Below are 23,265 nucleotides of genomic sequence, written 5' to 3'. Positions count from 1 at the left end.
GCGCCGACGGCCCGTATACAGGGCTTGAGAAGGTGGCGCTCGTGATGGTTTAACCCTTTTGAGGGGGTGACCCTCTCCTTCTCTTGGTTGACTAACGCAAATGGACAAGAAACCTGTAATCGCGCCAAAAGGCCGCCAGCAGCCGCGCGTGAAGATCGAGGACGTTGCTCGGAAGGCAAATGTGTCGCCGGCGACGGTATCGCGGGTGCTCAATCACCCCGATATCGTACGGCCGGAGCTTCGCGACAGGGTCATGCGGCATATCAATGACCTCGCCTACACGCGCGATAGCGCAGCCAGAGCATTAAAATCGGGACGCATGCGGACCGTCGGCGTCATCGTTCCGACGCTGGCGCTCGGTATCTTTGCAGAAGGGGTCGAAGCGCTCCAGAACCGCCTCAGCGAAAGCGGCTACACGCTTTTCATTGCGAATTCGCAATATGACCAGCGGCGTGAACTTCAGGAACTTCAAAGTCTCATTGAACGTGGCATCGATGGAATCGTGCTGGTCGGAGCTTCCCACGGACGGGAGCTGAGGAGCCTGATCGAACAGGCAGGCGTTCCCGTCATCACCACCTATGTTGCCAAGGCCGGCGGCGGCATCCCCGCGATCGGAATCGACAACGAAAGCGCCACCCGCGAGATGACAGAGTATCTGCTAAGGCTTGGACACGTCCGTTTCGGCGCAATTGCCAACGTTGTTGCTGCGTCAAACGACAGATCCCGCGCCAGGCTCGAGGGAATTCAGCGCGCGCTCTCGGACGCCGGCCTCCCGCTCAAGCCAACCCAGATCGTCAAGGCCGATTATTCGCTTGCCCAAGGCCGTAGTGCCCTTCGTCAACTCCTCACCGATCATCCGGACACGACAGCAGTCATCTGCACCACCGACACGCTTGCCATCGGTGCAATGGCAGAGGCTCGCAAGATGGGTCTGGCCGTACCGGCCACGCTTTCCATCACAGGATTTGACGATGTGGAGCTGGCGGCGCAAATGGACCCGCCGCTCACAACGGTCAGTGTTCCGGCAGCAGAAATCGGCCGGGGAGCCGCCGATTATCTCATCAATGCCATCGCTGGAAGTCCTGTCCCGAGAAGTGTCGTGTTGCCTTATCGGCTGGTCATGCGCTCATCGAGCGCGCCGCCGCGGTCCAGCGTCCGTCCCGCCCGGCGTGGGCGTAGTCGAGATCATTGATCGGGCTCCGGTTCTTGAAATCCGTTTCAGAACCGTGGCCTATCCTTCGCGCCGAGGGACCCGGTGAGGCATTCCATTTCACCAATCGCCCGTCAGCAACTTTGCTGAGCATGCGACGCGCGCCTGCACGCCCATCAACCGAACTAGAGGCTTCTCAATGCTCGCGTTCAACGTGAACGGAATGAACGGGCGCGTGATGGTGGCTGGCGCCGAGTTCGTGCAGTCTATGATGCAAGCGATGATGCGCAAGCTCCAGGGCAGCTCGCAGTCGCGCGTGTCGCGCTTCATCGGACTTGGGAGCAAGCGTGTCCATATAGGCGATCGATCCCTCGATTTGTGCAAGGACCGAGACTGCATCCGCGGTGGCAAAGATGGGCATCTCGCCTACTTTGACATATACCGCACTGGTGTGCGCCGCAATGTCGGCCTCGCGTCCGGCGACACTGCCCCGAGCGCGCAGTGCGATCCAACATGAATCGCTAATGGGCACGGAGAGCTGCCCCTTGCACGATAAGCCCCCGCATCGAATCTCCTCGAGGACCGTGCCGTTACATATGAGCTCCACTCGTGCCGGCGGAACGCTGACTGATTCAATCCGCCAGTTGATCGTGAGGGTGCCGCCTGAACGGGGAAGGACCACCGTGCCTCCAGGGCGGCGTCCTTCAACGATCATCTCAACCAGAGGCCCGACCGTGATGAACGTGTCCCCGCTGCGCACGGCATCCATCCAGTTGCGATACGTGAAGTCGCGTTGGCCCAGCCGCACATAGGTCCGCGAGCCCCCGAGGAGTGCGGCCGCGTCCATCTTGTCGGAGCCGGCCACCAGCGGCAGATGGCACCCGATATTGAGGTAGCGATACCAGTCGGCAAGACCAAATGCGCTGATCTGCGCGGCCCGCGGGTTGAACGACATCATTTCGATGGCGTCAACAAGGCCGAGCACAATATCGGCCGCACGTTCCGCCTGCGGGTTCGGCGCATGCGGCATCACGACCAGGCCCCCTTGCTGACGGCAGCGCTCCGCCCAGTCGGCCATGGTCGCTTCCAGAACATGGCCGATCGCAGCTTCGTTGGACCCGCCGCAGGAGAGCGGATTGATCATCTCACCTTCGTAGCCGAGCAGCGATATGTGCCCCAGAACCTGCATCCGGTTCTCCGTGCCGACCCGAACCAGGAATTCCCCGTCCCCGCCGAAATCCTTTGCCCCGATCGTCGTGCGCCCGTCGAAATCGGCGACGTTGGTGAATAGCTCGCCCCACTGTGCGGCGAGCAGGTTGACGACGTTGACATCCTCCGCCTTGCCCTCAAGCAGCGCCGTCTGCGGGCTCAGGAAATGAACGTGCGTATCAGAGCTGACCCATCCCTCTTCGCGCCAGCGCAGCACACGGTCGAGCTCAAAGGTGAGATTGTCCGTCGTTGCGGTGATTTCGACGATGGTGCGCAGCGGGCGCACCTCAAAACCCCTGCTGATCTCTACGAACACGGGCCCGAGCGGCAGGTCCGCCTCGCAGCTGCCGTCCACGTAGGCGTACTGGTTCAGCCCATTGGCAAATTCGCCCGAAAAGTCCTCGAACCTGCCGGTATTGACCTTGCGGTGATGTCCCTTGGGTGGCAGATACTCTCCGTGCGCACCATGGACATGCAGCCGCGCGGCAACACGCACCCCGCTGCCCTTCTCCACGATGCGGATCTTGACCGGCCTTGTGGCCGGTTCGACTGCGGCCACATTAAGCGAGGCGCCGCCTTCGTTACCGCCGCCTTCCAACGACCGAAGCTCGAACATATGCAAGCGGCCATCGTCGGAGCGCAGATAGAGCCTTGCGTCGGGATGCGCGGAGTACTCAACGATGACTTCGTTGGCGGAGCGCACGGGTTGCACATCAACTTTGGCGCCCAGCCAATCCGCTCTGGAGTACTCGAGCACTGCGCGGGCCGAGATGACTGTGCCGAGGTCCATGCCGATCTGCTCGCCTCGATCGTCGACATCGAGCTCGCCAAGCTTATTGAGATGAGCCCCGGGCGGCAGCCTTACCTTCAGCTTGCGACGGCCCTGGAGGCGCAACGGGTGCTGGGTGAGCGTGGTCGTGGTCACCGCAAAGACAAGCGAGATTTCCTGTTCCGCGTGCAAGCTTAGCGCCGAAAGCTCCTTGTTCGGATAGGGGTTCGGGAGCGCGTAAAGCCACAGGTTCTCACCTTGTCGATCCATGCGTCCCGATTGGGTGCGGGCCTCGCCCTGGAAGAAGCACGCCCCCGGCGCTCTGCCGAGTATAAAGTCCTCGCCCGTGCTTGCATGCACGATGGGGCCGCGTAGCGGCAGGGCGGCGAACGCACTCGCACTCCAGGAGATGTGGTTCTGCTGGATCGCGAAGCGGCGCAGCACCGGCACGTCGGTCTCGCTGCCGTCGGCATAGCGGAGCCCGTATGTCGCCACCCGGTCGCCGAGTGGATTACCTTCAACAGGCAGCGTAGCAGGGCCGATCTCTCCGAAACCCTCGGGACTTGTAGTGGGGCGGTCTGCGACCACTTGCACGAACAGCACATAGCTCGCCGTTGCCCGCGGCAACGCAATTACGGCAGGAGAGGCCCCGGGGCGCAGTTCCAGCACATCCGGCCCTGTTTCGGTGCCGAACAGAAAGGGCATGCCGCGATGAGTCTGGAGCCCACGAAGCGAATCGATCCAGCCCGTATCACCCGGGCGGGCCGCGAACCCTTCACCCGTATTTGCGCGCCTGGCGTTGAAATATCGCTTCAGGTCCACAGGCGTGAAGTGCGGCGATGAAGGTGTTTTCATGCTTCGAACTCGAGCTTCAGGAACTCTGGTGCCGCGCAAGCAGTCTTTGTCTTGTGAATGACTGCTCGCGCAAGGACGCTTGCGCCAATCCCATGCTCATGCCCAGCATGAAGGGATACGCGCGAATCCTTATGTTTTGCACCTGATGCGAACACTTTGCGTCTGTCGCGGCGAATCGCAGGGGCAGAGTGCTCATTCACCGATGTAGAGGCGGCCGCGCTTCTTGGCGATCTGGTAGACCAGCACGCTCAGGAGCGCGATCAACGATCCGTAGACGGGAAACATCCAGGCGATGTGCTCGCGTTGCAACCAGACCAGCAGATAGGGTGACGTCCCGCCAAACAGAGAGACGCCGAGCGCATAGCCGAGAGCCACTCCGGTGGTCCGCACGGCGCGCGGCATCAGCGTTGTCGCGATGAAGTTATAGAGGGCCATGTTGAAGCCCACGATCGCGCCACCGAACACCGTGACAAAGAAGAACGTGACGATGCCCTTTTCCGAATAGAGCAGTGTCAGGAAGAAGCATGGGATGAGCAACAGGCGCAGCAGCGTGAACGCGCGCGAGGGTCGTACCTTGTCTGCGAAAGCGCCGACAAGAGGCGCCGTTGACATCCAGATCAGGACCATCAGCGTCATAATCCCGTACACATACGTGCTGTTCTCCTTGAAGACCGTGTTGGCCATGTTGGGCAGACCGGTGTTCCACGCATAGTTGGCGATCTGCACCGAGCCGATCACCAGGATGACGGCGAGCAGCGAAAGGCGGACGCTCCATAGCGTTTTCCACACACCGCCAGTCGTTTCCTGAATGCGCGAAGACTCGTCTTGCCGATGCATGGCTCGGTTGATCAAGGTTTCCGGCACCGTCGTGCGGAGATAGATGATCAAAAGGCCCAGCAGGCCACCGACCGCAAAGGGTATGCGCCAGGCCCACTCGCGCATGGCTTCAGGTGCGACCGAGGCGCTCACCAGGAAGGCAACGAGGCTCGATCCAAGATTTCCTAACTGGATGAATGTGCCACCAATCAGACCGAGGTAGTGTCCCTCCTTTCCAGGTGGCGCCAATTCAATTGCAATGGCGTTGGCGACACCAGCCTCAGCGCCAGTGGCAAGCCCCTGAATGAGCCGCATGATCAGCAGCGCTATCGCCGCCGTGACGCCGAGGTCCTTGTAGGTGGGCAGCAAGGATATCAAAAGCGAGCAAACCGCCATGGCCGTAACCGAGATCAACATCACGCGCTTGTGGCTGATGCGATCTGCGACCGGCCCCAGCAAAGCCGCGCCCAGCGGTCGAGCGCAAAAACCCGCCCCGTACACGGCCAGCCCCGCTAGCAGCGAGGTGGTGGGATCATCGGAAGGGAAGAAGTGCGGCGAGAGAAACGCTGCCATTGCGCCGTAGACATTCCAGTCGTACCACTCCAGCGCCACCCCTCCTCCAAGGCCAGCGGTCATCCGCTTGTTGGCAGTTTGCTTGTCAAACTGGATGGATACAGCGCTGGGCTGAGCAATGATGTTCATGGGTCCTCGGACTCTATTGATGCGTTAATTCGGACTCTATTGATGCGTTAATAATGTTGCGGGTCGCGCGAGAACGAGCAGCCGCTCGTCGGCTCAACTGCGCCCGCAGCGGCGGGGTCTACGAGAGCGGTGGCCTGGAGCAGGCCGGACCGAGGGAGCGCAGGCGCAAAAGGTGCCGGGGATGCCGGCGGAAAGCCCGCCTCGCTTCACGTATTTGCGAGTCCCGCCTCAGGATCGGCCATTGCACGACCCTAATGCCGCAGGACGCCTCCATCATTGCCTCCGACTTGCGCGGCGGCTCGCGTAAAGCGCGCGCGACATTCCGTGCCATTCCCATGGCTTACCCTCCTCCTGTTGCTCTACGCGCGCTTCTGAAGAAGCTGATGTTCTCGTTGGACAGCGCGGCGCCAAAGACCGCCGCAGCGTCGATGAGATCCTTCAGATGCGCCCCACTCTCGCCGGCCGCACGCTTCCGGTTTCCCGCATTTATTCGGCATTCAAACATCTGCGTATGAAATCGATTTCAGAACCAATAAGAATTCGGATCTGGGGAGTCAAGCTCCTTTTTAAGGCTGAGGCCCGCCTCACGGGACACCGTCAGCCCGCCTCAAGCGAGTGGCGCCAGCGACGCGGAGGCTGATTCAGCCAAAACGGCTCCCAAAGAAGCGTCGTTGCTAAGAAATCGATTTCAGTTTATGCGCTGGTTCTCATATTCCTTCAGGAGAACCGCTCCATGACCAAGACGTCCGATCTCATCCTGTCCACATCTGTCGCGCCCCACGTGCGCCTTTTGACGCTGAATAGGACATCGAAACGAAACGCCTTGAGCAACGAACTGATTGTGGATCTAGGCGCGACCTTGCGCGATGCCGCAATTGACGAAGATGTCCGCTGTGTCGTGATATGTGGCAGCGATGCGTTCTTCTCTGCCGGCGCTGACATTAAGGAGATGCGAGAGCGCGGCTTTGAGGCAATCGACAATTGCGCGCGCCGTTCTGCCTGGCGGGATGTCGCCAATTTCCCCAAGCCTCTCATTGCCGCAGTCGAGGGCATTTGCTTCGGCGGCGGCCACGAATTGGCACTGCTCGCGGACATCGTGATAGCAGGCGAAGGGGCTGTATTTGGACAGCCTGAGATTAACATCGGGATATTGCCGGGCGACGGCGCGACGCAAAGGCTGACACGCGTGGCTGGCAAATCGCTGGCCATGCTGATGATCCTGAGCGGCCAATCCATCACGGCGCGGATCGCGATGCAGGCCGGCCTTGTGGCGGAAGTTGTCGAAAGCGGCAGGGCGCAGATTCGTGCGGTCCAACTAGCCGATCTGATTGCGCAAAAGCCTCCCCGTTCGGCTGAACTTGCCAAAGCTGCAGTTCTCGCCGCGTTTCAGACCACGCTGGACGCCGGGCTCGAGTTTGAACGCCAAGCCATCCGCTTTGCGTTCAGCACAGCTGACCAGCAGGAAGGCATGAACGCCTTCTTTGAGAAGAGGCCGCCGAACTATCTCGGAAACTAGCCACCGCGATCTGCTCGCATGCGGCGCCAGCGAAGCTGGACCGCGTAATAAGGGGCTTTCAACACTCCTTCGGGTCGACCAGGCCGGCGCTACGGGCGACGATTTCGTATTGGCCGGCCCTTGCCACACCAACGTACATGTTCATCCTACAGTGGCGCTTGCCCGGCACCATCTCCGCCGGCCCGCCAGGCCCTTCCACAAGCTTTGCGTGGTCGAGCGCGGCGGCGACCGCCTCGCGGTCAATTGTACCGGCTTCCTTGACTGCCGCTTCCCACAGCTTCAATCCACGATAAGTGCCGGTCGCGGCGCTGCCTGCTGAGAACCGGAACTTGCCAGGAAACTGCTTTTCGTAGGCCGACTGAATTTTAGCGCTCACCGGATCTTCGACCGCCAGTGCCTTGTAATAGTCGAGGCTGCTGGCGAGGCCCTCGATCTCGTGAGCCTGATTCATTTCGAGCGTGTTCTCGTCATAGTAGACGCAGCCCAGCTGTCCCCCATTCCTGGAAAAACCTGCTTAAAGCTGTTTGAAAAAAGAGCCGACGCCCGGGGGGATCACACTGTTGAAGACCACGTCTACTTTGTTGGACGTGATGCGGCTTACGGTCGAGGAAAAATCAATTTGGTCGAGGGGTAGTACTCCTCGAACACCACCTCCCCGCCGCTGCTCTCAATCACCTTGCGCGCATAGGCGTTGATTGTTTGTGGCCAGACGTAATTGGAGCCAGGGAGCGCGAAGCGTCTGCCCCCGCTCTTGATCAGCCAGGGGATGAACCGGTCGCAATTCTGCGCCGGAACCGGGCCGGTACAGAACAGATAGGGCGTGCACTCCTTGCCTTCGTAGGCTTGCGGATAGATGTAGAGCGTCTTGCCACGAGAGATGATGATGTCCTTGATGGCGTTGCGCATCGAGCTCGCAATGCCACCGAGCACCAGGTCGACCTTGTCTCGCTGAATCAGCTTGCGGACATTGCCAACAGCGACAGACTCGTTAGACGCAGTGTCCTCGATCAGGAGCTCGATGGGCCGCCCCAGTAGACCACCAGTCTCGTTGATGTCGTTGACCACCATGCGAGCGACATTGGCGTCGGTATTCCCGGCAAAGCCGAGTGCCCCCGTAAGGTCGGTGGCAATACCTATCCTGATCGGGCCTTCGGCGGCGTTGGCCCAGTCAGGACGGATCACCCAGCTGCCCGGGCCGGCCGCCCATTGCCGCCGACGCGAAGGCGAAATCGCAGAGAAAGCGGCGGCGGCTGAGTTGTCGGCGATCATTCAACATCGAACTGACCTCCCCTTGGCTCATAGCCTTAAATCCACGTGCCCTGCTCTTTCCAGGGACCCGGCAGCCTAAAGGCTATCCGTCATTTTAGGTTTCAAGCAGCCTCTTCCGCTCGCGTTTGGGTAAAATCGCGTAACAAAGGGCAGCATTCAGGACAGTCTGAAAAACTCCTTCGCGTTCTCGCCAAGGATTCCGATCGCCAAGCGCTCTGCGTCTCGCGACCGAAAGTAACCGTTCGCGACTTTTCGTTCAGAACCTCACCGATCAACCGGCGTGCGCCCCGTATCGCGGCAAATGTCTCCTCAACGTGAAGACAATCTCCTCCAATCATCATTCGCGATTCATCTGGCAGGACTTCAATGGCTTCGTGGAGGGCGAGCTTGAAATGTGACGGGCTCAACAGAAACGACCAGCACAAATCAAGCCAGACATTTCGGTATACAAAGGCCATTCCCAACAGATCCCGGCTCCAGGGATAGGCCAAATGCATCAGCAGAAAGCGGGTTCGAGGATGACGCTCAATCAATCCGGTCATGCGTAGGGGGTGGGAGCCGCTTATGATTGCCGTTCCAAGATGAGTTTGGACTGGCAGGTCGGCCTCGCCTGCGAGTTGACAAAACAAGTCGACGACAAAGTCGCAGAACGCCTTGCGCGCCGCAGGGGATGGAAATCTCTGTCCCCACGCCTGCCGAGCCAGTTCCTCGTTCGGTTCGTCAAAGCTAATATCCCGGTCATAGGCAAGTGCGTTCTTGAGCGCGATGTGATTGCGCCGTGAGCAGCCGGCAACGAGCTCGCGGATTGCGTCGCAATAATCATCGAAGGTTTTCACCTCCAGGCCAAGGCGCCGCAGCAACGTATGCCCGCAATTTCCATTATGATCGCGAGATTCCGGGTGCCAGCCGAGGGCGAATGCGTTAATCCGCAGGACCGCATCGTAACTTTGCCCTAGGACCGGCCGCGGATCCATCAACGGATCGAGAAAAGGGTCCGTTACGATCCTTCGGATGGCGGCCCGCCCGATCACCTCACTTGGCCATGTCGCCTCCTTGTGGCGCAAGCGCACCGAAGCATCTACCGCCTCCCAGTTGTCGCGAGTGATTCCAGTGTCGGCGACACCGTAAAGCTCGGCGACTCCGCGGACGAGGTTACGGACGAATGCGTTCGATCCGCTCCTCTCGAGGAACGGCGCAAGCGCCTCCCAGGTGGTCGGCTCGGGAGGGATAGATACCATTTCGATCGTTGCCTTAGGCTCGGATGGCAGCACGTGGCTCGTCCAAGCCGCATAGCTCTGTTGGAACAGTTTCAACAGATTTACGTCCGCGCTATGTGCGACCTCGGCCATGTGATGTTCATGGACATCGACGACTTGGCACGCATTGACAAAATCGCTCATGGTTTCGGACATCGCCCCTCTCCGTTCAGCCATCGCAAAAAAATCAAATGCGCCACCTTCGACCTGGAGATAGCCACCGGCGAACGCCTCTACGGCGCTAGATACGTCAACAGCCGCGGGTCGTTGCGCAGCTGCTGCGACGGGCCCGAAAGCGCGACACGGCCGCGATCGAGCACATAGGCCTGCTCCGCTACGCGCATTGCGAGGTCGAGATGTTGCTCGACGATGATGATGGCGATCTCTCTAGCTAGCTCGACCAGGCGCTCACTGATCTCCTCGATGACGCCGATCCAGACACCCTCGGTCGGCTCGTCCAGCAGGAGGAGTTTCGGATTTCCGAGGATCGCGCGCCCGATTGCGAGCATCTTGCGCTCGCCACCGGAGAGCGTTCCGGCCGGCTGATCGAGACGCTGGCCGAGCTTTGGAAACATCTTCATCACCCGCTCCGCTGCCGATCCATCGGGGTCCAAAAGCGATCCGACGGCGAGATTGTCACGCACGGAGAGGCGCGCGAACACTGAATGCTCTTGCGGCACATATCCAATGCCGGCCCGCACCCGCACTTCCGTCCGCCGGCGATCGATGCCTTGGCCGTTGAAATGCAGGCAGCCCTTCCATGCCGGTAGTTCGCCCACGATAGCTTTCATGAGCGTGCTCTTTCCGGCGCCGTTGCGGCCGAGGACGGCGACCCCGCCACGCGGCGGGATGGCCATATTGACGCCGTACAAGACCTGACTGCGTCCATAGCCGGCGTCGAGATGCTTGATATTGAGGATTTCAGGCACGGCGCAGATAAATCTCCTGGACGCTTCTGTTGGCCTGGATCTCGGCAACCGTTCCTGACGCCAGCACCTTGCCCTGATCAAGCACCGTCAAGCGGTCGCAGATGTCGCGGATGAAATCCAGGTCGTGCTCCACGATGACGAGCGAGCAATGCTGCTTGATGGGCTGCAGCAACTCGCCCGTGACGCGGCGCTCCTCTAGGCTCATGCCGCCGGTCGGCTCGTCCAACAGCAGCAGGCGCGGCCGGCATGCGAGCGCCATCGCGATCTCCAGCCATTGCTGCTGCCCGTGAGACAGGGTCGCCGCAGCGTCAAAAGCGCGATCGGCGAGCCGGAACTGGACGAGCATCTTCATGACCTCCTCGTGCAGCCGTCCCCGACTGCGCGAGAACGCAAGATCCAGCAGTGAGGACCGGGCCTGCAGCGCGAGCAGGATGTTGTCGTAAAGCGTGAGGGCAGGTAACACGGCGGTGATCTGGAATTTCAGGCTCATGCCTGCTCGCGCGCGCTCTGGCGGCGTCAACGAGGTGACGTCAGTATTGATGAACGTCACCTTGCCTTGCGTCGGCACTAGCGCACCTGCAAGACACTTCATCAGAGTGCTCTTGCCCGAGCCGTTCGGACCGATCAGGCCATGAAACTCTCGCTCGCCGACCGTGAGCGCCGCTCCGTCTAGCGCGGTGAGCTTGCCAAAGACCTTGGAGACGCCGGCGGCTTCAAGGAGCGGCATTGCGCTTCTCCTTCAGGCTCGGGCCGAAATAACCGACACGTTCTCGCTCGCCTAGCACGAGGCTGATCAAGCCGAGGGGCCGGAACAGAATGACGAGCAACAGCAGAACGCCGAGAATGATCGGCCAGATATCGCGATAGTTGTCGGAGAGCCAGAAGCTGATCCCCTCGACAATCGCGGTGCCGACGACCGCACCGATCAATGTCCCGGAGCCGCCGAACAAGACGTAGAGAACGACCTGGGTCGACATGACCACGCCCAGCATGTTTGGCCAGACGAACCCCTCGTGAAACGCATAAAGGCTACCGGAAGTACCTGCAATCGCGCCGCTGATTGCGAATATGATCGCCTTCAAATGTTGCACTTTGTACCCGAAGAAGGCGATCCGCTGTTCGTTCTCTCGCAATCCCGCGAGCGCCAGGCCGAACTGGGATCGCGACAAGAAGCGCGACAGAAGATAGATCAGAACTAGAATGGCGAGCACCAGGTAGTAGAAACCTGGTCCCTCGCTCAATTCGTGCGAGCCGATGGTCATCGGTTGGATCGAAGGGATGCCGTTCTGGCCGCCAAGATAATGTGACCCTCTCGCCAGGCGGTCAGCTGCGTAAGCTCCGGTCATCGTACCAAGGGAAACGAAGACCACACTGGAGGGATGACGGCCGAGCAGCAGGAAGCCTGCCAACAGCAATGCCGCCACAAAGCCTATCAGGGCTCCGGCCGGAAGAACGGCAAAAATCGATCCGACCCCGAAGTCGCGTGAAAGCAGCGCCACACCGTAGCCGGCCATGCCGAAGAACAACGACTGGCCCAAGCTCAATATCCCGGCATAGCCCCACACCAGGTCGAACGACAACGCGAAGAGGCACAGGATTAGCACTCGCGTCGCATAAACAGTGATGTAATCCCGCAGGACGAGCGGTGCGATCGAAGCAGCAATCAGCAATGCCAATTCGAGGATCGGAAGCACCTTCTTTCGCCCTGCGAAGGCAGATGCCATGACGGGCGAACGAGCAGCTTGAATGACGCGTGGCGGCGGCTGTATGCGAGTGCCGGTCGATGACATCAGCACTCCTTCGGATCGACAAGGCCGGCGCTACGCGCGACAATCTCGTACTGGCCGCCCTTCGCCACTCCGATGTACATATTCATCCTGCAGTGGCGCTTGCCGGGTGCCATTTCGGCAGGCCCGCCCGGCCCTTCTGCAATCTTGGCGTGGTCGAGGGCGGCGGCTACCGAGTCGCGGTCAATTGTACCAGCCTCCTTCACCGCGGCCTCCCATAGCTTCAGTCCGCGATAGGTGCCGGTAGCGGCGCTGCCTGCCGAGAACCGGAACTTGGCAGGGAATTGTTTGTCGTAAGCCGATTGAATCCTGGCGCTCACTGGATCCGCCTCCGCGAGCACCTTGTAGTAGTCGAGGCTGCTCGCAAGCCCTTCAATCTCCTGGGCCTGGTTCATTTCCAGGAAGTTTTCGTCGTAATAGACGCAACCCAGCCGCCCGCCGTTTTTGGAGAAGCCGGCTTGGTAGAGCTGTTTGAAGAACGGGCTAACGCCTGGCGGGACAATTGCGTTGAAAACCACGTCTACTTTGTTGGATATGATGCGGCTAACCGTAGAGGAAAAGTCGATCTGGTCGAGCGGGTAGTATTCTTCAAAGACGACTTCGCCACCGCTGCTCTCGATCACCTTGCGCGCATAGGCATTAATTGTTTGCGGCCAAACATAATTGGAGCCAGGCAGGGCAAAGCGTTTGCCACCATTTTTGATCAACCAGGGAATGAACTGGTCGCAATTCTGCGCCGGTACCGGGCCGGTGCAGAACAGAGAGGGCGTGCACTCTTTGCCTTCGTAACCTTCCGGATAGATATAGAGCGTCTTGCCGCGAGAGATAATGACGTCCTTGATCGCATTGCGCATCGAACTCGAGATACCCCCGATCACCAAGTCGACCTTATCTCGCTGAATCAGCTTGCGCACATTTCCTACGGCGACGGATTCGTCGGAGGCAGTATCCTCAATCAGGAGCTCGATCGGGCGTCCCAATAGGCCGCCGGAGTCGTTGATCTCCTTGACTAGCATGCGAGCGACATTGGCGTCGGTGTTGCCGGCAAAGCCGAGTGACCCCGTAAGATCGGTAGCAATGCCGAGCCTGATCGGGCCTTCCGCAGCATTTGCCCAGTCCGGGCGGATCACCCAGCTGCCTGGGCCCGCCGCGATGGCAGCCGAAGCGAAAGCAAAATTGCCGAGAAAGCGGCGGCGGCTCAGTTCACGGCTGGCGTTGATCATCGGTTGACCCCTCTCCCCGAAATTAGGCCTTGCGGCCGGAACTTGATAAAGATGATGGCGAGCACGAACACCAGAACGTCGGCGATGACCGGTGACATCAGCCAAGGCAGCGAGGCACTGAACGTGCCGATGACGCTGGCGCCAGCGACCGGGCCCGCAAAGGACCCGACGCCGCCGACCATCACGGCAACAAAACCCTGGATAAGAAAGCGGATGCCGAGATCGGCGAACAGTGAAAAGACTGGCACGATCAGCGCGCCCGCGAGGCCCGCGAGCGCCGCACCAGACGCAAAGGTGAGGCTGTAGATCATGCCCGTGGAGATGCCCGAGGCACGCGCCAGCGACGGGTTCTCCAGCGAGGCGCGGACTCGCAGCCCGAACGAGGTGTAGGCAAGCAGTACATGGCTCGCGGCCATCACCAGCAAAGTGATGATGACGATGACGCCGCGCCAGGTGGCGAAGTGTAGACTTCCGATCGTGATGGAGCCACCGATTGGCTCCGGCACCGAGAGATAGAGTCCGCCGATCAGGCCGCGCACGACTTCGCGAATGATCAGCCCGAGCGCATAGGTGCCAAGCATCGCGACGATTGGAGCGGCATAGAACCGTCGCACCACGAGCTTTTCCAGGATGAAACCAAGCGCGCCGACGACGACTGGCGCGGCAAGCATCCCGAGCGGGACCGGCAAACCGACGCTGTGCACGAGATAAGTAACGTAGGCGCCAAGCAGGACGAACTCGCCCTGGGCGAAGTTGAAGATACCCATCATGCTGGCAATGATTCCGAGGCCGAGCACGACCAGCACAACGATCGCGCCGAAGCTCAAGATTTCGAAGATGGCGATAGGTAGCGTGTCCATGCTGCTGCGTCACATTCCCGGCGATTGCGAGCACATCCTCTTCACGCCGATCGCTTGATGGCGTGGGCTACTCGTTGGAATGCGAAGGGCTTCTGCCACGAGAGCGCTCCTAGAAGGTCATCCCGGCAATGGGAGTTGCAGGCGAACGTGAGCTACTTGGGCGGCTCGCCTGTCGACACTTCATTCACGACACCCAGCGCGAGATTTCCTAGAGAAACGTAGGGGAGATCTGAGTAATGTTGAGTAATGTTCGCTGGGCAACCGACATTGCACCCGCGGCCGAACACCTGCCTTGCCAATCAGCGGAAATGTAGATTCAATTCCCTTGCACACGTGTTTTACAAGGTTTGAAGCAACTCGTCGGACGCCGGAGGCGTGTCATTATACTCTTCTAGCCGCCTGATGACGGCGCATGACAACCCGCTTCGGTCGGCGAACTCCTTCACCGACCAGTTCAGCATCACCGGGGGCTCGCAACTGCCTCCCGGTGAGCTTTGATGCGGGCCGACGGTTGCGACGATCTTGGCGTTGCGTGAGCGGCGCATCGTGCCCCTCCAAATCATGAGATCATAGTTGCATGAAACCCGGCAGGGCTGTTCATAAGATGTTCAAAGCGGTGCTGGTTGGACCATCCACACCCTTGACTTTACCCCCGGTCCGTCGTCGCAGGGGAACAGGAGAGAACATTCGGCTTACGCTCCCGATGCCGCCGCGAGCTGCTCCTGTCGCGCCGACCGCACGATGCTGTCGACTGCGCGGTAGGCGAACACAATCGCCGGGCCGATCGTAATGCCTGCCCCTGGGTAGATTCCACGCATCGGCGAGGTCATGTCATTGCCGCAGGCATAAAGACCTGCGATCGGCGCGCCATTTCCATTCAGGACCTGTCCCTCTGCATCGGTTGAGAGGCCGGTGGCCGTTCCAAGGGTTGCCGGGACAATTGGGAGTGCGATGAATGGGCCGGTTTTGATAGCCCCAAGGTTCGGGTTTTTCTTTCCGACCGCCGGATCTCCCAGCGTACGATTGAAAGCCGATTCACCGCGGTTGAAGAGCGGATCGCGTCCTTCAGCTGCGTGGGCATTGTGTTCTTCAACGGTTTTTTCGAGCTCTGTCGGGTCGAGGCCCAATTCCGTCGCAAGCTCCGCAATAGTCCGGCCAATCTCGATGTAGCCCAACCGAGCATACTTCTTGATGCTCAATGTCCATGGCCAGGGGAGCAGGTATCCCATGCCCCTGAGGCGGACGAATTCCTTGTCGCAGATGAAATAGAACCGCTTGTCCGCCGGATAACCGTTGTTGAACATGGCAAGGCAGATATCATGATACGAATTGGATTCATTGACGAAGCGCTTGGCATTTGGCCCCACCGCGATGACGCCTGGACGGCCACGATCAAGCCAGCCGTACGGGACCACTTGCAAGGAGCGGCCGCTCCTGAGGATCGAGACGGGCGTCCAGAAGCCGCTCGATGCCACGTCATTATCAATTGCCGCTCCGAGCTTGCCTGCGAGCTCAATACCATCACCAGTGACATCGCTGTGGGCGAGCGTATCATTGTGCTGGTGGGCTCCGCTGAGCTGGGCTCGCAATTTTCCGTTCCGCGCAAAGCCGCCGGTTGCCAGGATCACTCCGTGCGAGGCGCGGACCCGGAGATCGGCGCCACCTCGCTTGACGATTGCGCCAGTAACTCTCCCGCCTTCCCTCGTGAGTTCGATCGCCGGGCAGCGTGGCCAGATTTCAACGCCATATCTACGAACGCTTACCAATAACCGCGCGATCAGCGCATTGCCGCCACTGAGTTCAGTGCCCCTCCTGTAGCGCAGCCGGTCGCCTGCGTAGCGGCTCACCCGGCCGAGGACGTGTTTGAACGAGGCAACCGACTGGAAGGGGTTGAGGAAGCTTCTGACCTCGCCGGACGAAATCATCATACCGCCGAGCACGACGCGAATCGGATCACCTATCAGGTCGAAATCCTTGCCAAGAAGCCGCCCGTCGTAAGGTACTGGGCTTAGCGCCCGGCCCTTGTCGACCCCGCCGATTTGGCTCGAATGATAATCCGGAGCGGAGGCCAGTGTGAACTTGACTTCACTCCCATTCTCCAAGCTGGCGAGCGCCGTTGGGCCGTCTTCAAGATAGGCGTTCACGAACTCCGGGCGATAGTAGTTGCCAAGTTCGTGTTGCAGATAGGTCTTCGCTTTCGTAATCGAATCATCGATTTTCGCGGCTCGGGCCTGCATTGAGCATGGAACCCAGATCATGCCGTTCGAGAGCGCGGTCGTGCCGCCAAGCCGGTTAGACTTCTCGCAGACCGTGACGCGAAGTCCGGCCTTTGCCGCATAGAGCGCTGCGGACAGTCCGGCGGCGCCGCTGCCGATCACGAGCACGTCCGTCTGCGAATCGTGCGTTGGCTTGCTCGCTTTGGAGAAGGAAGCTGCATTGTTCAATTCGGTGATCGGGCTATTCATTCGTGCCTCGGTGTGGAGTCTGCAGTGAATGCTGACGCTCTCGCGGGAGCGGAACGGCTTTGAATTCTTCGGCTGCAGCCTTCACCGCCCGCTCGATCGGGATCCGTTCGATGGAGGAGGCGCCAACGAAGCCGACACATCCGGTCGATCGGTAGACTTCCGAGGTATCCTGGGGCTCAGCGACTGCGCCGCCGTGGCAGAGAAGGGTGACGTCCGGGCGGACGGCCTGAGCTGCAGCATTGATGTCGTTGATGCGCCTGATGGCCTCTTCAATCGACTGTCCCTCCTCATGCCCCACAAGCCCGCCGCGGGTTGCGCCGACATGTGGGACGATGCAGTCGGCTCCCGCCGTTACCATCGCTTTGGCGTCGTGCGGGCTTGCGACATAGGCGAGCGAGAAGATGTTCTTCTTGCGGGCCGCCGCGATCATCTCAACTTCACGCTCAAAGCCGAGCCCGACGCGGTTTCGACGCTCACGCCATTTCTCACCCATTGTTGAAATGGTCGGGTAGTTGATCACGCCGGAGAAGCCGGCAGCCCAGAACTTGTCCAGAAGGTCATCGAGGTCGAGCCGGAGGGGATCCCAGGCCTCGACACCGCCTATAACAGGAACGGAGGAGACGACATTGCGGATCTCCGCCGCTAGCTCAAGCGTCCGCGCATTGGAATCGCCGATCCGGCTCGTCGGCAGCCCCATCAACCGCGATAACCCAGTACTGTAGACCACGAGCATATCAGCCCCGCCGAGAGCTGCGCATTTTGCGACGAGCCCGCAACTGCTCGCCGCGGCAAGCACTGCCTTTCCCGCCGCAACTTGAACCGTGATCTTTGCGAGTATTTCGGCCCGATCAAACATCCGCACGCGAGGACCCTCCTGGTGTCAATCGTTCGACGATCCACGATGCGGCCGCGTCTGCAAATTCCGGATCGTTGATGTGACAATCCAGCTCGCGGGCGATAATCGAGGGCGGTAGGTTTTGCCTGACAGCGTCGAACCAGGCTCTATCGGCTTCAGGGTTTCGAAAGATTCCACCGTCTCGGTCATAGTCAGACACCCCCTTGGCCGGCCACAACACGAGGGCAGGCGCCTTTGCTTGCGAAAGGCGCTCTGCTGTGAGCCTGCCTATGCGCTCGTTCTCCGAGACGGTCGTGCGCATGAGCGTCGTGAAGGGAGTATGCGAATAGAATTGGCGTCCCTTGAACTCGGCAGGCACGCTCGAGGGAGGGCCAAAATTCACCATGTCGACAGCTCCCGGCGCGATAAGCTGAGGTATCAACCGGTGAGAAGCTGCTTTGAGCCGATCGGGACCTGCACTGGCGGTGCCGCCGACGAGCTCGTCAGCGAGCTCGGTTGTGGTCAAATCGATCACCGCATCGAACTCACCGGCGGACACGAGCTGCTCCATCTTGCGGCCCCCGGCGCCATTGGCCGGAAAGACAATCGCGTCGACGCCTGCCTCTGCCAGCCGCGCTACACAGCGATTTGCCGCCGGGGTCGTCACGCCAAAGGCCGTGATCGCTACAGTCTTTGTCTTCCGCCGCTCTCGAGCAGGCACATAGTGCATCGCCGCAATGGCCCGCCCTGCGTTGTCGAGAACGCGCTCGGTGAACGCGTTGATTCCGAAGAGATCGACCAGGGTCGGATAGAGGATGATGTCATTGTGGAGGGCGAGTTCGGCCAGGAGGGCTGGCCTCGCGCTGCTCACCAGCAGCTTTGGGAATCCATATGGCAAATCCGATACAACTTCACCGAAGACTGCGCTGCCTTTGCCGCCCGCCACTCCGACGACTGCGTCGATCGCACCTGATCGCAGGAGCTCCTTGACTTCTTCACGCGCGCTTGCAGCTATTTCCCGTAAGAGCTCGGCGGGTGCAGCCACCCGTGCATCGCTGCTATCCGCCTCGCTTCTGCACCTTCTGTTTGATGTGCCTACATCGATCGTAAGAGTCTTGCGGCCCCACTGTTCGATGACGCGCGCGAGATAAGTGCTTTCGCGGCCCTTTGTGTCCAAGGTTGCGATAATCGCGACCTTGCCCGCAAGATCGGAGGCGTGACCATCCCGGACCGACCTCTGGTCGCCCACGCAATGGTGAGACACGATCTTCCTCCTAGACGTTTCTGGACATTTGGAGGTCTAGATCGAAGTAAAATGGCTCATAAGGCCGGATACGAGCGCGACTGGGTAAAATTGGGTAGGTGCCAACCGGCGCGTTGCGGACGCGCGATCTCAAGCGGGTGACGGTGGACACTACCGTGCAGCCCAAGGCCATCACCTTCCCGACCGATGCCAAGCTGGTCCATGCGGCGATCAGGGTGCTCAACCGGCTGGCCCGCGCGCATGGCCTTGAGCTGCGGCAATCCTATCGGCGCATCGCCAAGCAGGCGGCGATGATGGCGGGTCGTTATGCCCATGCCAAACAGTTCAAGCGCCATCGTCGGCAATTGCGCCTGCTGCGGTCGCGGCTCGGCCGCCTGATCCGAGACATCCGCCGCAAGATCGCCGGCCAGCCAGAACTCGAAGCTGCGTTCGAGCAACCGCTTTCGCGCGCAGGCCAGATCCGCTCCCAGGAGCAGCGGCAGCGCGGATACAAGCTTTACTCCTTCCACGCACCCGAGGTCGAATGCATCGGTAAGGGCAAGGCCTCAGCGCCGTATGAGTTAATGGCATGGATCACGCCCGCTCTCAACGGCAAGGTAGAGCCCCGGCAAGAGAAGGAGCGCAAACCATGTCCATACGAACATTGTCACGATCGGCATTGATCTAGGCAAGAACACATTCCATGTGGTGGGGTTCGATGCAACGGGTGCAATCATCCTACGCAAGAAGCGATCGAGAAATCAGCTTGAGCAGTCGCTGGCCAATGTTCCGCCCTGCCTGATCGGAATGGAAGCCTGTGCAGGAGCACACCACCTGGGTCTCAAGCTCGAGAAATTAGGCCATCAAGTACGGCTCTTGCCAGCGCAGTATGTGAAGCCATACCTCAAGGGCCACAAAAATGACTTCCGTGATGCCGAAGCCATCGCAGAGGCGGCGCAACGCCCGACCATGCGCTTTGTCCCGTTGAAATCGGCCGAGCAACTCGACTTGCAGGCGCTGCACAGAGTTCGCAGTCGATTGGTGACACAGAGAACCGCGGTCATCAATCAAATCCGAGTTTTTTGCTTGAGCGAGGGCTGCCAGTTCGGCAGGGAGCGGCAGCACTCCGATTGGCACTTCCACAGATTCTCTCGATGCTCTCGGATAACTTGTCGCCTCGAGTGGTTCGGCTCATTCAGGACCTGGCCGAAGACTGGCGCTTTCTCAAGCGGCGGGTCGCATCGATCACGAAGGAAATCGACGAACTCGCTGATCAAGACGCACACTGTCGCCGCCTGACGAGTGCGCCGGGTGTCGGACCAATCATCTCAAGTGCGATGATCGCCGCGATCGGAACTGGTGATGCCTTCCATAAGGGCCGCGACTTTGCAGCATGGCTTGGCCTCGTACCGAAACAAATTTCGACCGGCGATCGAACCATTCTCGGCCGCATATCGAGGCGTGGCAATCGGTACCTCCGAACGCTGTTCATTCAAGGGGCCAGAGCCGTACTTCTAAGGCGTCAGAGTTGGCCCAGGCATGGCTTCGGAGCCTGGTTGGAAGCAGCATCCAAGCGGCTCCACTCGAATGTACTGGTTGTCGCCCTGGCCGCAAAACTCGCGCGCCTAGCCTGGAGCATGCTCGCAAAGGGCCGTGATTACGACGCCAACTTCGTGGGCCACGCCGCGTAAGACACGGCCGGGAAGGAGAAGATCCACGGTCCAACCGGAAAGGCACAACATCCCGCCGAGGTTTGCGAGACGGAAAGGACGATGGAGCAACGGTTGCACCGACACTTCTGAAGCCTGGTTCGACGCCATGGCCCTTCTTGAGGCCGGCGAGTTATTGAGGACAGAAGTGGGCGGATATCCATAATGGCTCGAGGCGAGAGCCTCAAATCGAAGCCGGATAGATTGGCGCAGACCGCTACATCCGTTTGTCGATTCCTCTTGCAACGCGGGCGTGGTCCATAGATCGGCGTCAAGGCTTCGATCGTCACCACCAATGCCCGCGCCCGGGCGGCCAGTTCGTGCTGCACGCCAAGGCGCTGCCGGGTAACCCCTATCACAGGCACACGCTCCGCGAGGTCATCAACAGCACCGAGACGCTCACTGGCTGCGGAATCGAGCGCGCCTATGTAGACAAGGGCTATCGCGGTCACGAAACGGAAAACCCGCGCCGCGTCTTCATCTCCTGCCAGAAGCGTGGCGTCTTCGGGGTGATCAAACGCGAACTCAGGCGCCGCTCCGCCATCGAGCCCGTGATCGGTCATATGAAGACCGACGGACACCTCGGCCGCTGCCATCTCAAGGGCCGCGACGGCGATGCGGCCAATGTCGTCCTGACCGCCGTCGGCCACAATCTTCGCCTCGTCCTCGCCTGGCTGAAGCTTCTGCTGCACCTAATCTTGAACGCTTTGATGCAGCTGCTCCCTCTTACACCTGCGCTCAAACCAGATTCTTAACGGACGACTATGAGGCGTTTCGAACAGCCAGAAGCAAGCTACCGATCCTGGCGCAGTTAGTCCGACGCGTCGAAAAAGCTGGCCGCTATTCAGATATTATCGGGCATCTGCGGCGTTCCTCCGGCCACGCTCAGGACTAGCGACCTAGATGTCTTGGCCACCGTCGGTTGGCGCCTTGTGGCGGCCGCCTGTGAGCGCGCGATCATCGCGCTTCGGCAGATTTCCCGTTCGTTTTAACGCGGACGGGTCGTTGGCAGCTCTTCGGCGTCGTCGGTTGCGATCGTCGGATCCGCCAAATCGTAACCGAAGCCTTCGTAAACGAACGCGCTACGGATCAATTCGCAGTCACGCTCGCTGACGCCGACCTGTCGGCAGACCCTATACCAGGACTCCCCAATGGTCGCTTTCATGCCGTCTACGATTGCCGTTGCCTCTTCTTTTGATAAGAGGAAACGTTCGCTCTGCGAGAGCAAATTGAGCCGGTTGGCGTAACGCCCCCAGTTGCCAAACGCCATCGCCAGGTCCCGGCGCTCCAAGGCAATCATCGGGTTCGGGGTGAGGTCGTATGCCGGTGATAGAGACCACGCTTGGTCCTTTGCCAAGATGGCGTGGTTACGTGGATGATCGTCGGTATTGGAGATGAGAGCGTTAAAGCACACCCGCCGAAACAGCTCTGGCAGATCTTTCGACTGAGTTCCGGATGCGGCTCGCCGAATTTCGTCAGCCAGCAGGAGATATGACCATCTTCGACGCTTATCGACAGTATCAGGCGTGTCATCGGCATCGAGCAGCGTCAAGGCGCTCACCATCCTGCTGCGGTGGTAACCCTTCTCCGCCTTATTCCGATCGAACCGTTTAATCAGGACGACATCTTTATCGCCGATCGTGGTCATCTGACTCTCTGCGCACGAGATCCCGCACCCGCGAGCAAGGGTCAGCATGGCGTGCTCGACCCGAGGGTTATTCCATCGATCGTCGCGGTGGGGGAATTTCGCGAGCCAAAGCGCACCCTCGTCCTCGACAGTAGCCTTCGGCCGCGCACCCCCCATCGAAGTGCCCGCGCGCATCAACGCCTCTGCCTGTTCAGCGTCAGCACCTGCTGGTGCTGCTGCTGGATCCTTCTCGGCGGCAACGATCTGGTCGGCTACTTCGATTAAACGCGCCAAGTCCAGCGTCTTGTTGAACGTACGAACAGGTGCCGGCGGTTGCACGTTGAGACCAAAACTCAAAGCGCCGGCGCGATCGTCGGGTGAATTGAGCAGATATTGAATTTCGCTCGGCGACGGATTGCCCAGACGAGTTTCGATCAGCTTGCGTCCCCAGGCGTCCGGAGAGCTGTCGCGCAACGCGCCAAAATTGCCCCGCAGCTTCGTTGTCCGGAATGGCGGAACTTGAATCTTGAGCTCGACCGGATCGAACTCGACGCGATCCTTTCGCTCGAGGTAGCTGCGGCCATAGACGAATTGTCCAACGGCGGCACCTTGGCGTGTCGTGTCGAGCTGATACCGCCCGGCCGTAACCGGTTCTGTCTGGCCTGGCAGCGTGATATAGACGAAACATTCCTCAGAAGGCATTGCTTGGTCCCCCCCCCCGTCGCGCACGCTCGCGCTCATCGAGGCCGCTTAGAGCGAGCCCCTCCTCATCGTTCTTCGGGTTGGCAACGTCGGCAAGAGACGGGAGAAGATTCATTGCCCACAGCATGCCGAGATACACGCCGGCACTGGTGCTCAATTTCCCGTTCTCAGCATCGGCGATGACGTGCCGATCTACGCCCAGCTTAGTTGCCAGCTCTGTATGGCTCAGGTTGCGGCGCAGGCGCGCGGTCCGGAGATTGTTGCCCAAGCGCTTGATCGCTTCCTGAACGGCAGAGGGTGGTGCGCTGATAAACTGACTGCGAGGAGGCATGGCGTCTTAAGG

15 protein-coding genes and 4 pseudogenes are annotated in these 23,265 nt (G+C 60.1%); 5 read left to right on the top strand and 14 right to left on the bottom strand.

Features of this window, described 5'->3' with window-relative positions; translation table 11 throughout:
- Nucleotides 1-100 precede the first annotated feature (100 nt).
- Complete coding sequence (locus WN72_RS08945) at nucleotides 101-1,192, top strand: LacI family DNA-binding transcriptional regulator (RefSeq protein WP_092219738.1); 1,092 nt, start codon at nucleotides 101-103, stop codon at nucleotides 1,190-1,192.
- 154 nt (nucleotides 1,193-1,346) lie between these two features.
- Here WN72_RS08945 and WN72_RS08940 read toward each other — a convergent pair whose 3' ends face one another.
- Both WN72_RS08940 and WN72_RS08935 read right to left on the bottom strand, forming a co-directional pair.
- A complete protein-coding gene (locus WN72_RS08940) occupies nucleotides 1,347-3,983 on the bottom strand; it encodes a CehA/McbA family metallohydrolase (RefSeq protein ID WP_244553970.1) in 2,637 nt (878 codons plus the stop codon).
- 192 nt (nucleotides 3,984-4,175) lie between these two features.
- Entirely contained in the window at nucleotides 4,176-5,501 is a 1,326-nt protein-coding gene (locus tag WN72_RS08935; RefSeq protein WP_092219744.1) for an MFS transporter, read from the bottom strand.
- Nucleotides 5,502-6,234: 733 nt separating this feature from the next.
- Here WN72_RS08935 and WN72_RS08930 point away from each other — a divergent pair.
- Nucleotides 6,235-7,017 carry an enoyl-CoA hydratase-related protein gene (locus WN72_RS08930; protein ID WP_092219746.1) on the top strand — a complete coding sequence of 261 codons (783 nt, stop codon included), beginning with the start codon at nucleotides 6,235-6,237 and terminating at the stop codon, nucleotides 7,015-7,017.
- A 58-nt stretch (nucleotides 7,018-7,075) separates the two neighbouring features.
- Here the strand turns inward: WN72_RS08930 and WN72_RS08925 are convergent.
- The 10 genes and pseudogenes from WN72_RS08925 to WN72_RS08880 form a co-directional block, all read right to left on the bottom strand.
- Nucleotides 7,076-8,290: pseudogene (locus tag WN72_RS08925) on the bottom strand (substrate-binding protein).
- Between the two features lie 97 nt (nucleotides 8,291-8,387).
- Complete coding sequence (locus tag WN72_RS08920) at nucleotides 8,388-9,698, bottom strand: amidohydrolase family protein (protein ID WP_167381136.1); 1,311 nt, start codon at nucleotides 9,696-9,698, stop codon at nucleotides 8,388-8,390.
- A 77-nt stretch (nucleotides 9,699-9,775) separates the two neighbouring features.
- The gene (locus tag WN72_RS08915; RefSeq protein WP_092219750.1) at nucleotides 9,776-10,471 is read right to left on the bottom strand and encodes an ABC transporter ATP-binding protein; all 696 of its coding nucleotides are present in this window, start codon (nucleotides 10,469-10,471) and stop codon (nucleotides 9,776-9,778) included.
- Entirely contained in the window at nucleotides 10,464-11,198 is a 735-nt protein-coding gene (locus WN72_RS08910; protein WP_092219752.1) for an ABC transporter ATP-binding protein, read from the bottom strand. Before WN72_RS08910 ends, WN72_RS08915 begins: the two co-directional genes overlap by 8 nt.
- Entirely contained in the window at nucleotides 11,185-12,195 is a 1,011-nt protein-coding gene (locus tag WN72_RS08905; RefSeq protein ID WP_092219754.1) for a branched-chain amino acid ABC transporter permease, read from the bottom strand. Before WN72_RS08905 ends, WN72_RS08910 begins: the two co-directional genes overlap by 14 nt.
- Before the next feature lie 65 nt (nucleotides 12,196-12,260).
- Complete coding sequence (locus WN72_RS08900; protein ID WP_092219755.1) at nucleotides 12,261-13,481, bottom strand: substrate-binding protein; 1,221 nt, start codon at nucleotides 13,479-13,481, stop codon at nucleotides 12,261-12,263.
- Nucleotides 13,478-14,341 (bottom strand): branched-chain amino acid ABC transporter permease, encoded by an 864-nt coding sequence (locus WN72_RS08895; protein WP_092219757.1) that lies wholly within the window; start codon nucleotides 14,339-14,341, stop codon nucleotides 13,478-13,480. Before WN72_RS08895 ends, WN72_RS08900 begins: the two co-directional genes overlap by 4 nt.
- Nucleotides 14,342-15,033: 692 nt before the next feature.
- Nucleotides 15,034-16,806 (bottom strand): FAD-dependent oxidoreductase, encoded by a 1,773-nt coding sequence (locus WN72_RS08890; protein WP_092219761.1) that lies wholly within the window; start codon nucleotides 16,804-16,806, stop codon nucleotides 15,034-15,036.
- Nucleotides 16,799-17,662, bottom strand: coding sequence for a phosphoenolpyruvate hydrolase family protein (locus tag WN72_RS08885; RefSeq protein ID WP_092219763.1), 864 nt, complete (start codon nucleotides 17,660-17,662; stop codon nucleotides 16,799-16,801). The genes WN72_RS08890 and WN72_RS08885 overlap by 8 nt, the downstream gene beginning before the upstream one ends.
- Nucleotides 17,655-18,905 carry a Tm-1-like ATP-binding domain-containing protein gene (locus WN72_RS08880; RefSeq protein ID WP_244553971.1) on the bottom strand — a complete coding sequence of 417 codons (1,251 nt, stop codon included), beginning with the start codon at nucleotides 18,903-18,905 and terminating at the stop codon, nucleotides 17,655-17,657. The genes WN72_RS08885 and WN72_RS08880 overlap by 8 nt, the downstream gene beginning before the upstream one ends.
- A gap of 107 nt (nucleotides 18,906-19,012) precedes the next feature.
- Here WN72_RS08880 and WN72_RS08875 point away from each other — a divergent pair.
- The 3 pseudogenes from WN72_RS08875 to WN72_RS08865 all read left to right on the top strand — a co-directional run.
- Nucleotides 19,013-19,510 (top strand): annotated as a pseudogene (locus tag WN72_RS08875) (transposase family protein); the annotation flags it as partial.
- A 79-nt stretch (nucleotides 19,511-19,589) separates the two neighbouring features.
- Nucleotides 19,590-20,575 (top strand): annotated as a pseudogene (locus tag WN72_RS08870) (IS110 family RNA-guided transposase).
- 288 nt (nucleotides 20,576-20,863) lie between these two features.
- Nucleotides 20,864-21,348, top strand: a pseudogene (locus tag WN72_RS08865) (transposase); the annotation flags it as partial.
- 233 nt (nucleotides 21,349-21,581) lie between these two features.
- Here WN72_RS08865 and WN72_RS08860 read toward each other — a convergent pair.
- Nucleotides 21,582-22,922, bottom strand: coding sequence for a type II toxin-antitoxin system HipA family toxin (locus WN72_RS08860; protein ID WP_092219807.1), 1,341 nt, complete (start codon nucleotides 22,920-22,922; stop codon nucleotides 21,582-21,584).
- Nucleotides 22,912-23,253 (bottom strand): helix-turn-helix transcriptional regulator, encoded by a 342-nt coding sequence (locus WN72_RS08855; protein WP_092219765.1) that lies wholly within the window; start codon nucleotides 23,251-23,253, stop codon nucleotides 22,912-22,914. Before WN72_RS08855 ends, WN72_RS08860 begins: the two co-directional genes overlap by 11 nt.
- Between the last annotated feature and the right edge of the window lie 12 nt (nucleotides 23,254-23,265).

It is taken from the genome of Bradyrhizobium arachidis (assembly GCF_015291705.1).
GTDB classification, from domain to species: Bacteria; Pseudomonadota; Alphaproteobacteria; order Rhizobiales; family Xanthobacteraceae; genus Bradyrhizobium; species Bradyrhizobium arachidis.
The sequence above is the reverse complement of the archived record's forward strand: the minus strand, read 5'-3'. Positions and strand labels throughout refer to the sequence as shown.

Excerpts from the sequence above, each read along its gene's own strand:
- WN72_RS08945 (WP_092219738.1), top strand. The coding sequence starts at position 101 with ATGGACAAGAAACCTGTAATCGCGCCAAAAGGCCGCCAGCAGCCGCGC.
- WN72_RS08940 (WP_244553970.1), bottom strand. The coding sequence starts at position 3,983 with ATGAAAACACCTTCATCGCCGCACTTCACGCCTGTGGACCTGAAGCGA.
- WN72_RS08935 (WP_092219744.1), bottom strand. The coding sequence starts at position 5,501 with ATGAACATCATTGCTCAGCCCAGCGCTGTATCCATCCAGTTTGACAAG.
- WN72_RS08930 (WP_092219746.1), top strand. The coding sequence starts at position 6,235 with ATGACCAAGACGTCCGATCTCATCCTGTCCACATCTGTCGCGCCCCAC.
- WN72_RS08920 (WP_167381136.1), bottom strand. The coding sequence starts at position 9,698 with ATGTCCGAAACCATGAGCGATTTTGTCAATGCGTGCCAAGTCGTCGAT.
- WN72_RS08910 (WP_092219752.1), bottom strand. The coding sequence starts at position 11,198 with ATGCCGCTCCTTGAAGCCGCCGGCGTCTCCAAGGTCTTTGGCAAGCTC.
- WN72_RS08905 (WP_092219754.1), bottom strand. The coding sequence starts at position 12,195 with ATGGCATCTGCCTTCGCAGGGCGAAAGAAGGTGCTTCCGATCCTCGAA.
- WN72_RS08900 (WP_092219755.1), bottom strand. The coding sequence starts at position 13,481 with ATGATCAACGCCAGCCGTGAACTGAGCCGCCGCCGCTTTCTCGGCAAT.
- WN72_RS08895 (WP_092219757.1), bottom strand. The coding sequence starts at position 14,341 with ATGGACACGCTACCTATCGCCATCTTCGAAATCTTGAGCTTCGGCGCG.
- WN72_RS08890 (WP_092219761.1), bottom strand. The coding sequence starts at position 16,806 with ATGAATAGCCCGATCACCGAATTGAACAATGCAGCTTCCTTCTCCAAA.
- WN72_RS08885 (WP_092219763.1), bottom strand. The coding sequence starts at position 17,662 with ATGTTTGATCGGGCCGAAATACTCGCAAAGATCACGGTTCAAGTTGCG.
- WN72_RS08860 (WP_092219807.1), bottom strand. The coding sequence starts at position 22,922 with ATGCCTTCTGAGGAATGTTTCGTCTATATCACGCTGCCAGGCCAGACA.
- WN72_RS08855 (WP_092219765.1), bottom strand. The coding sequence starts at position 23,253 with ATGCCTCCTCGCAGTCAGTTTATCAGCGCACCACCCTCTGCCGTTCAG.